The following is an 8870-nucleotide window of genomic DNA, read 5'->3' on the forward strand; positions in this document are numbered from 1 at the left end:
ATGGCGGACACCGGGCAAATCCTGCGCTTTTCCGTCGTCGGTGCGACGGTCGCGGGGCTTTATGTGCTGGCCTACACCGCACTGCTGACGGCGGGCATGGCGCAGGCGCCGGCCAATGCCCTGGCCTTTGCTGGCGCGGTTGCGGTGCAATATGTGCTGCAAACCTGGTGGACCTTCCGCCGCCCGCTGGGCCTGCCGGACCAGATGGCGCGGTTTGCCTGCACCATTGCCGCGGGTTTTGCCGTCTCGGCGCTGATCACCGGCGTGTTCGGCCCTGCGCTGGGCTGGGCGGACTGGCTGTCCGCCGCTGCCGTCACGGTGATCTTGCCGGTACAGAATTTCATCATCTTCCGCCTCTGGGTGTATGCCGCGGCTGGCTGACTAAAGTTCGGAGCAATCATGTCTCATATCTATTCCAACGAATTTTACGATTATATCGAGCGGGGCGCGCGGTCTTCGGCGCAGGCGATGATCTCTGTGGTGCAGCCGCAACTGCAGGCGGGCAGCGTGCTGGACCTGGGCAGCGGCCGCGGTGTGTGGCTGAGCGAATGGATCAAGGCCGGTGTGACCGATGTCGCCGGCGTTGACGGCGATTATGTGGATCGTGATCAGCTGGCGATCCCGCGCCAGCAGTTCCACGCAGCAGACCTGACCAAAACCTTTGACCTGGGCCGCAAGTTTGACCTGGCGCAAAGCCTTGAGGTGGGCGAGCACCTGCCTGAAGCGGCTTCGGAGAAGCTGGTCGACAGCCTGACCCGCCATGCCGACCGGGTGCTGTTTTCCGCCGCGGTACCAGGACAGGGGGGCGAGTTTCATATCAATGAGAAGCCGCTGTCCTTCTGGCAGGAGATGTTTGCGGCGCGCGGTTTCACCGCCTTCGATTTTGCCCGCCCCCGGCTGAGACACATGCAAGGCGTCGCGCCCTGGTACCGCTACAACACTGTGCTTTATGCCAATGAAGCAGGCCGGCAAGGTTTGCCGCAAGAGGTGCTGGCCGCGGCAGTTCCGGCCGGTCAGAAGGTGCCGCTGGCTGGTAGCCTGAGCTGGCGGATGCGGCGCGGAATCGTGTCGCTGATGCCGCGGCCGATGGTGACTAAGATTGCCCAGATCCAGGCCGCTGTACTGGCCCGCCGCGCCCGCCGCCTGCAGGAGACCGCAGGATGACCTTGGTCTCGGCCGGCAGCAGCGCTGCGCAGCGGCGCGCCCTGCCGCAGCTGCCGGTCACGGTGGCTGCAATCTTTGCGATGCTGCTGCTGACGGCGCTGTTCCAGCTGCCGGACCCGATGATCCGGCATGATGACTACCCGGCGCTGCTGTCAGACCCATCGCTGTTTTACTCAAAGACCCTGACTGAGGGGCGCTGGATCAATTACCTTTGGCATCTGCGCGGATACGTGACGCCGGCATGGCTGAATTACCTGGTCTATCAGCTGTTATGGGCCGTCTATCTTGGCTGCCTGGTCCACAACGCTTTTGGGCGCGAGGCAGAGACTTGGCAGCGGGTGATGGTTGCGCTGATCGCAGGTCTCGGCTTGCCTTGGGTGCTGATCTCATTGTGGTTCAACACGCTGATCCCGGGGCTGGCCATTGTCGCGCTTTATGCCTGGCTGACCACAAGGCTGAGCGAGCGGGCCTGCCGCTGGCTGATGCTGATTTTTGTTCCGGTCTCGCTAATGGCCTACACGACCTATCCGTTCCTGATCCTGGGGCTGAGCCTGACCCGCGCCGGCGTCGCGCGATCGGCCCGGGACCTGGCGGGGCTGCTGGCGCTGTTCATTGCCAGTTTCGCGCTCGGCATGCTGGCGATCTATTCGCTGAACTATGCCGTGCATGGGGTGTTCGGCGTGCCGATGGCGGAATGGCGCAATCCCAGCCCGGCGCGGGATCTGGCGTCGGCGCTCGAAAATTCCAAACTGGCCTGGCAGTTCCTGGCCAGCCTGGCGCAGAAGGGTGCTTATAACAACTGGGTTCTGGCGCTCATGCAGGCCGTGCTTTTGGCCTGCGCGGTCTGGGTTGTGCTGCGGCAGGATAAATGGCGGGCGCTCTACCTGCTGTCCGGCGCTGCCATGGGGGTGGCGCTGATCTGCGTGCAAGTGATCCGCAGCGGTATTGACATGCCGGTGCGCTCTGGCGGGTTTCTGTGGATCTTTGGCGCTGTTTTCATCGGGCTGTTCGCCATTGCACTGCGCGACAGCGGCGGGGCCCGGCTGAGCCGGAACCTGCTGTTTGCCGTGACCGCGGTTTATGTGATTTTTGGCGGCCTGACGCACCGGGTTCTCACTGAATGGCACAGGGTGAGCCAGGTCATGGCCGCGGAGCTGGCAGAAGGGCAGGGTCCGGTTTACGTCACCGGCACCTATCTGTCGCTGGAGGCGACCCGGAAATCGGATCTGCAAAAGCACCATTCGGTTGCATTCCGCCTGCATCATCTGACCGGGCGCGAGATCGTGATGTGCGAGAGCCGTCCTGAGGATTGCGCAGCGCTGCCGGACGAACTGCGCGCCGGGTTGCAGGGCCGCAAAGGGTTCGAGGTGCGCCAGGTTGAAGGCGGTTCAGTGCTGATGCTGTCGCCCGAGGCGCTGCGGCAGGACAAGCTTGAAGCGGCCCGTCAGTTGCGCCAGTCGGATTAGAGAGACAGACCAGAGCTGGCAAGCGAAGGCCCGCCAGCCGCTGCCAGCTGACCGGGGAAATCAGAAGTCGAGGCCCAGATCCAGCGTGCGCGCCGAATGGGTAAGCGCACCGGACGAGATGTAGTCGACGCCGGTTGCTGCCACTTCCGCAATGCGTTCCAGCCGCATGTTGCCGGAGGCCTCGGTCACCACATGACCCTTGGATATCTCCACTGCCTTGGCGAGAGTGGGGGTATCCATGTTGTCGAGCAGGACAACGTCTGCCCCGCCGGTGGCGATCACCTCGGCCAGCTGGTCCAGGGTGTCGACTTCTATTTCCACTTTCATCATGTGGCTGACGCTGGCCTTGGCGGCTTCCAGCACCGCTTTTACACCGCCGGCAGCGGCGATGTGGTTGTCCTTGATCAGGATCGCATCCGACAGGCCGAAACGGTGATTGTACCCGCCTCCGTGCAGCACCGCCTGTTTCTCGGCAATGCGCAGGCCCGGGGTGGTCTTGCGGGTGCAGGTGATGCGGGTGGAGGTGCCTTGGGTTTCCGCGGCGAAGGCGGAGGTCAGCGTGGCGATGCCGGTCAGGCGGCCGGCAAAGTTCAGCGCGACGCGCTCGCCCGACAGGATCGAGGCGGCAGAGCCTTCGACAGTCATCAGCGTGTCGCCCTTTTTGCAAGGGCTGCCATCGGGGAGCAGCGTTTCCACCTTCAGTCCGGCATCCACCAGGTGAAAGGCGATGCGGGCAATCTGCATTCCCGACACAACACCGTCCTCGCGGGCGTTCAGCCGGGCGGCGTAGGTTGCCGAGGCCGGGATCACCGCACGGGTGGTGATATCGCCGTTCTGGCCCAGGTCCTCCATCAGGGCGGCGCGCACCATCGGTTCCAGGATCAGGTCGGGCAGGGTGGCGAAGTGGGTGCTCATGTCAGTTCCTTCACGGCCCCGGCGCGGATGGCCAGGGCCTCGTCCAGGGTGATGCGGGTGCGGTGGGCCTGTGCCGGGTCCGCCATGGGAAAGTCGTCGCGGAAATGGCCGCCGCGGCTTTCCTCTCGCCTCAGCGCCGCGGCAGCGATCAGCGTGGCGGTGGCGCACATATTGAGGAAGTTTTCGTCCGCAGACTGTTCGGCCTCAAGCCGGGCTATGGTGGAGAGCGCCTGTTTCAGACCTGCAGCGGTGCGGCGCACGCCGGTATGGGCAGTCATGGTCTTCCGCAGGGTGTTCACCGCCTCCCGGTCAAGCTCTTGCCCGCCGGCGGGGAAGCTGAGGCGGACCTGTTCTGCGTGTTCCGGGGTTTGCGGGGCGGACATGTCCTGCGCCGCGTTGCGGGCATAGACCAGCGCTTCCAGCAATCCGTTGGAGGCGAGCCGGTTGGCGCCATGCAGGCCGGTGGAGGACGCCTCGCCGCAGACCCAGAGATTTGCCAGGCTGGTGCGGCCATTCATGTTCGCATCGACCCCGCCCATGTGGTAATGGGCGGCGACGGCCACGGGGATCGGCTCTTGCACCGGGTCGATGCCCGCGCGGGCGCAGGTTTCGGCCACGGTTGGGAAGCGGGTCAGCACCTCGGACCCCAGCGCTGCACGTGTGTCGAGCATCGGCCGGCGGCCTGCTTGGGTCTCGGCAAAGATTGCCCGGGCGACAATGTCACGGGGGGCAAGCTCCGCATCGGGGTGAGCTGCCAGCATGAAGCGCTCGCCGTCCGCATTGATCAGCACCGCGCCTTCGCCGCGCAGGGCCTCTGTGGCCAGCGGGGCAGGGTCCTCGCCTATGTCAAAGGCAGTGGGGTGGAACTGCACGAATTCCGGATCGGCAATGCGGGCGCCTGCGCGGGCAGCAAAGCCGATCACCTGGCCGCGGATGCGGGGCGGGTTGGTGGTGTGGGCATAAAGCCCGCCGGAGCCGCCGCCCGCCAGCAGCACGCCCGGCGCCTTGATCAGCACCGGCGCTGACGGCGTGTCAGCGCGGGAGATCCAGATGCCGGTGACAGTGCCGTCCTCGGTCTCCAGCCGCACGGCCTGGGTGTTTTCCAGAACCTGCACGGAGGGCGCAGCGCGGACCGCGGCAATCAGCGTCCGCATGATCTGATCGCCGGCCTGATCGCCCTTTACCCGAACCACGCGGGCAGCGGAATGGGCGGCCTCGCGGCTCATGACATAGTTGCCTTCGGCGTCACGGTCGAAGGGAGTGCCAAGCTCGGTCAGGTCGACGATATGCTCGCGGGCCACGCGGGTGACCATGGCGGCGACCTCGGGGTCGACGGTGCCAGCGCCCGCCTGCAGAGTATCCGCGGCGTGCGCTTCCGGCGTGTCGTGATTGGCCATGGCAGCCGCAACGCCGCCCTGGGCCCAGGCCGAGCTTGCGCCTTCACCCAGGGTTTCGGGGGAGATCACCAGGACCGGCCTGGGGGCCAGCTCAAGAGCAGCGTACAGCGCGCCCAGGCCTGCGCCGGCAATGACGATGCGGCCGGTTTCGACCACGGATCAGATGCCCAGTTTCTGCGAAAGGTCGATCATCCGCTGCACCGCGACGCGGGCCTTTTCGGCCACTTCGGGATCAACCTCGACCGGCTCGGTCATCGTGTGCAGCGACCACAGGACTTTCTCCAGCGTGATCTTCTTCATGTAGGGGCACATGTTGCATGGGCCGACGAATTCCACCTCAGGCAGCTGATCGGCGATGTTCGACGCCATCGAGCATTCGGTGATCAGCAGAGCCTTTTCCGGCTTTTCGTCGGTCACGTATTTGACGATACCGCTGGTCGAGCCGGAGAAATCGGCCTCGGCCACCACATCTGGCGGGCATTCGGGATGCGCAATCAGCCGGGTGCCCGGGTTCCATTCGCGGAAGTCGCGCAGATCCTTGGCGGTGTACTGCTCATGCACGATGCAGGAGCCCTCCCACCAGACGATGTTCTTTTCCGGAACCTGCTGGGCAATGTTCTGGGCCAGATACTGGTCCGGCGTCATGATGATGGTGTCTTCTTCCATCGCCGCAACGATCTGCGCCGCGTTGGAGGACGTGCAGCAGATGTCGGATGCGGCTTTCACCTCAGCCGTGGTGTTCACATAGGTGACCACCGGCGCGCCGGGGTAGCGGCGCCGCATTTCCGCAACGCCTTCGGCGGTGATGCTTTCGGCCAGGGAACAGCCAGCCTCCATATCGGGGATCAGCACGGTTTTTTCCGGGCTCAGGATCTTGGAGGTTTCGGCCATGAAATGCACGCCGCACTGCACGATCACATCGGCCTCGACCCGGGTGGCCTCAATTGCCAGCTGCAGGCTGTCACCGACCACATCCGAGATCCCGTGATAGATTTCCGGCGTCATGTAGTTATGCGCCAGGATCACCGCGTTGCGCTGCTTCTTCAGCTCCAGAATCGCCGCAACATAAGGCGCATGGGTGGCCCATTCGATTGGGTTCACCACGCGGTCCATGCGGGCGTAGATATCTGCCATCTGTTCGGCCAGGGCCGGATTCGGGGCCAGATCATAGTGGGCGGCGAGCTGATCCCGCATGGATTGCAGGTCGAACATGGCGTTTCCTCAAGGTTGCGTCCGGTGTGACACTTTGGGCGGGGGTTGTTTCACGTTCAAATCGCGCACGCAAGCGCGCGTGAAGGGATTTGCGGCCAAATGCGGTGATTTGGCGCTAACAGGCGGCATGGGTTTGCACGCCTGCGCCGCATGACCCCGCCGGAACCGGGGTTTCAGTGCTAAGTCTTTGACTGACGCTAGTGATATGGTGTTCGATAGGGTCTTTTTCCAGAGCACTGCCGCTTTTGGCTGTTCCAATGCCTCCTCCTGTGATTTTGAAATTCGTCAGAGGGTGTTAGACCCGGACTGACCGGACTGACCGGCTGAAGCGGAGTTGAGCGAGCGGCATGACTGATCTGTGGGCAGGACTGTGCCAGGCCTTTTGGCTTCTGGTGACGCTGGACGCGGATCTGGTGGAAATCACCCTGCGCTCCTTGCGGGTGACGCTGACCGCGCTTGCCATCGCCTGTGCCATTGCGCTGCCGCTGGCGGCCTTTCTGGCGGTGCGCCGGTTCCGGCTGCGCCGCGCCACGATTGCGGTACTGAACGCTCTGATGGGGCTGCCGCCGGTGGTGGTCGGCCTTGTGGTCTATGTGTTCCTGTCCCGCGCCGGTCCGTTCGGCGTATTCGGCCTGCTGTTTACCCCCACGGCGATGATCATCGCGCAGGTGATCATCGTTGTGCCCTTGGTGGCCTCGGTTGCGCATCAGTCCTTGCGCGAGTTGTGGAGCGATTACCACGATCTTCTGATCTCGATGAACGCCACCCAGTTCCAACGCATCCAGGCGCTGTTGTGGGACGGGCGCAGGGCGCTGCTGACTGCGGCGCTGGCGGGCTTTGGCCGCGCAATTGGTGAGGTGGGCGCGATCATGGTGGTGGGCGGCAATATCGACCACGCCACCCGGGTGCTGACCACGGCGATTGCGCTGGAGACCGGCAAGGGCGAATTTGCCATGGCGCTGGGGCTTGGGTTTGTGCTGATCGCGCTGGCGATTGCAGTGAACCTGACAATCCACTGGCTGGGCCGCACCGAAAGCGAGGGGCGCTGGTAATGCAGATGTTCCCGCTGGTGGCCCAGGGCGCTCAGGTGCGCCGCCGCGGCAAGGTGTTGGTAGGGCCGGTCGATCTGACGCTTGGCGGGCAGGGGACCTCTATCGTCATCGGTCCCAACGGGGCCGGAAAAACCACGCTGCTGAAAATGCTGCATGGCATTGTGCGGATGAATGGCGGCAGCCTGGACTGGGCATGCCCGCTGGAAGAGGCGCAGAAGCGGCAGGCCTTCGTGTTTCAAACCCCGGTGATGATGCGCCGCACGGTGATCGAGAACATTGCCTACCCGCTTCGGCTGACGGGCGTGGGCCGCCACGAGGCGCGCACGCGGGCAGCGGACTGGGCGGCCCGTGTCGGCCTGGGGAGAATCCTGCAGCGCCAGGCCACCATGCTGTCGGGCGGCGAGCGGCAGAAGCTGGCCCTGGCCCGCGCCCTGGTACGCGAGCCGGAAGTGCTGTTCCTGGACGAACCCTGCGCCGCGCTGGACGGGCGCGCCACCCGCGAGATCGAAGAGATCCTGGCCCATGCCGCCGAGAGTGGTACGCGGCTGATCATGTCTACCCACAATATGGGGCAGGCGCGGCGGCTGGCCGATGAGGTGATTTTTGTCCTAGGCGGCCGCATCCACGAATTCAGCCCGGCGGAGGCATTCTTTACCGGGCCGCAAACGCCGCAGGGCCGTGCATTTCTGAACGGAGATATTGTCGAATGAAACGTCTGATTATTGGTGCAATTGCATCTGTGGCCCTGGCCTCTGCCGCTCTGGCGGAAGAGATGAAGATGGCGGTTACCACGTCCTTCCACAATTCCGGTCTGGCGGAGATCCTGCTGCCGGAGATCAAGAAGGACTTGGGCCTGGATGTGCAGCTGCTGGTGGTTGGCACCGGCCAGGCGATCCGGCTGGGCGAGGCGGGCGACGTCGACGCGATCCTGGTGCATTCCAAGAAGGCTGAGGAAAAGTTCTTGGCTGGCGGCAACGGCACCCACCGGCGCGAGATCATGTACAATGACTTTGTCTTCATCGGTCCCAAAGGCGATGCGGCCGGGGTGGCCGGCTCTGAGGACGCGGCAGCGGCCCTGCAAAGGATTGCCGGGGCCGAAGCAATTTTCGTCAGCCGCGGCGATGACAGCGGCACCCATAAGAAAGAACTGGCATTGTGGAACGCTGCCGGGCTGGAGCCAAATGGATTCGGGGATTGGTACCGCGCCGTGGGCGCGGGCATGGGCGCTGCGCTGAACACGGCGGCGGGTATGGACGCCTATATCATGTCGGACCGCGCCAGTTGGCTGAACTTCGGCAACAAAGCCGGGCTGGGGCTGCTGTTTGCCGGGGATCCGGTGCTTTTCAACCAGTATGCCTACATCCCGGTGAACCCGGAAAAGCACGGCCACGTGAAGAACGGTCTGGCGATGCAGCTGGAGGGCTGGCTGGTCTCTGACAAGGCGAAGGAGCTGATCAACGGCTACCGGATCAACGGCGAGACGCTGTTTGTCTTCAACGCCGAACAGTAACGCAGCGTGGGGCACTCCCGCCAATTCCGGGCGTCACAGATGCCCTGCATAGTCGGGCGCAGCACCGCGCCGCGCGGATCCGTGATTGAGTGAGATAAGCGCCCTGAAGCGCCGTGCTAATTGTGATTCGCCTGCGCCGCGCCAAGGATGAACC

General features: G+C 64.2%; 9 protein-coding genes. 6 read left to right on the forward strand and 3 right to left on the reverse strand.

Annotated elements, in window-relative coordinates; genetic code table 11:
• From ACTRWG_RS14315 to ACTRWG_RS14325, 3 genes are read left to right on the forward strand one after another with little or no spacing between them, the layout of a single operon-like run.
• Positions 1–381 (forward strand): GtrA family protein, encoded by a 381-nt coding sequence (locus ACTRWG_RS14315; RefSeq protein WP_027235358.1) that lies wholly within the window; start codon positions 1–3, stop codon positions 379–381.
• 18 nt (positions 382–399) lie between these two features.
• A complete protein-coding gene (locus ACTRWG_RS14320) occupies positions 400–1164 on the forward strand; it encodes a class I SAM-dependent methyltransferase (RefSeq protein WP_027235357.1) in 765 nt (254 codons plus the stop codon).
• Positions 1161–2630 carry a hypothetical protein gene (locus ACTRWG_RS14325; RefSeq protein ID WP_027235356.1) on the forward strand — a complete coding sequence of 490 codons (1470 nt, stop codon included), beginning with the start codon at positions 1161–1163 and terminating at the stop codon, positions 2628–2630. The genes ACTRWG_RS14320 and ACTRWG_RS14325 overlap by 4 nt, the downstream gene beginning before the upstream one ends.
• A 60-nt stretch (positions 2631–2690) precedes the next feature.
• Here the strand turns inward: ACTRWG_RS14325 and nadC are convergent, their stop codons facing one another.
• Genes nadC through nadA form a run of 3 tightly spaced genes read right to left on the reverse strand, consistent with a single transcriptional unit; the run spans position 2691 to position 6154 of the window.
• Positions 2691–3545 (reverse strand): carboxylating nicotinate-nucleotide diphosphorylase, encoded by an 855-nt coding sequence (nadC, locus tag ACTRWG_RS14330; RefSeq protein WP_027235355.1) that lies wholly within the window; start codon positions 3543–3545, stop codon positions 2691–2693.
• Positions 3542–5098 carry an L-aspartate oxidase gene (locus ACTRWG_RS14335; protein ID WP_027235354.1) on the reverse strand — a complete coding sequence of 519 codons (1557 nt, stop codon included), beginning with the start codon at positions 5096–5098 and terminating at the stop codon, positions 3542–3544. The genes nadC and ACTRWG_RS14335 overlap by 4 nt, the downstream gene beginning before the upstream one ends.
• Before the next feature lie 3 nt (positions 5099–5101).
• Positions 5102–6154 (reverse strand): quinolinate synthase NadA, encoded by a 1053-nt coding sequence (gene nadA, locus ACTRWG_RS14340; protein WP_027235353.1) that lies wholly within the window; start codon positions 6152–6154, stop codon positions 5102–5104.
• 347 nt (positions 6155–6501) lie between these two features.
• On the opposite strand from nadA, the gene ACTRWG_RS14345 reads away from it, so the two are divergent.
• From ACTRWG_RS14345 to ACTRWG_RS14355, 3 genes are read left to right on the forward strand one after another with little or no spacing between them, the layout of a single operon-like run.
• Positions 6502–7206, forward strand: a complete 705-nt coding sequence (locus ACTRWG_RS14345; protein WP_027235352.1) for an ABC transporter permease — start codon at positions 6502–6504, stop codon at positions 7204–7206.
• Positions 7206–7916: an ATP-binding cassette domain-containing protein gene (locus tag ACTRWG_RS14350; protein WP_027235351.1), complete on the forward strand. Its 711-nt coding sequence runs from the start codon at positions 7206–7208 to the stop codon at positions 7914–7916. The genes ACTRWG_RS14345 and ACTRWG_RS14350 overlap by 1 nt, the downstream gene beginning before the upstream one ends.
• Positions 7913–8716 carry an ABC transporter substrate-binding protein gene (locus tag ACTRWG_RS14355; protein WP_027235350.1) on the forward strand — a complete coding sequence of 268 codons (804 nt, stop codon included), beginning with the start codon at positions 7913–7915 and terminating at the stop codon, positions 8714–8716. The genes ACTRWG_RS14350 and ACTRWG_RS14355 overlap by 4 nt, the downstream gene beginning before the upstream one ends.
• Positions 8717–8870 lie beyond the last annotated feature (154 nt).

The sequence above is a fragment of the Leisingera sp. G5_S3_59_S7 genome (assembly GCF_054968485.1).

Coding starts and splice junctions, on each gene's coding strand:
- ACTRWG_RS14350 (WP_027235351.1), top strand. CDS start 7,206: ATGCAGATGTTCCCGCTGGTGGCCCAGGGCGCTCAGGTGCGCCGCCGC.
- ACTRWG_RS14325 (WP_027235356.1), top strand. CDS start 1,161: ATGACCTTGGTCTCGGCCGGCAGCAGCGCTGCGCAGCGGCGCGCCCTG.
- nadA (WP_027235353.1), bottom strand. CDS start 6,154: ATGTTCGACCTGCAATCCATGCGGGATCAGCTCGCCGCCCACTATGAT.
- ACTRWG_RS14355 (WP_027235350.1), top strand. CDS start 7,913: ATGAAACGTCTGATTATTGGTGCAATTGCATCTGTGGCCCTGGCCTCT.
- nadC (WP_027235355.1), bottom strand. CDS start 3,545: ATGAGCACCCACTTCGCCACCCTGCCCGACCTGATCCTGGAACCGATG.
- ACTRWG_RS14315 (WP_027235358.1), top strand. CDS start 1: ATGGCGGACACCGGGCAAATCCTGCGCTTTTCCGTCGTCGGTGCGACG.
- ACTRWG_RS14345 (WP_027235352.1), top strand. CDS start 6,502: ATGACTGATCTGTGGGCAGGACTGTGCCAGGCCTTTTGGCTTCTGGTG.
- ACTRWG_RS14320 (WP_027235357.1), top strand. CDS start 400: ATGTCTCATATCTATTCCAACGAATTTTACGATTATATCGAGCGGGGC.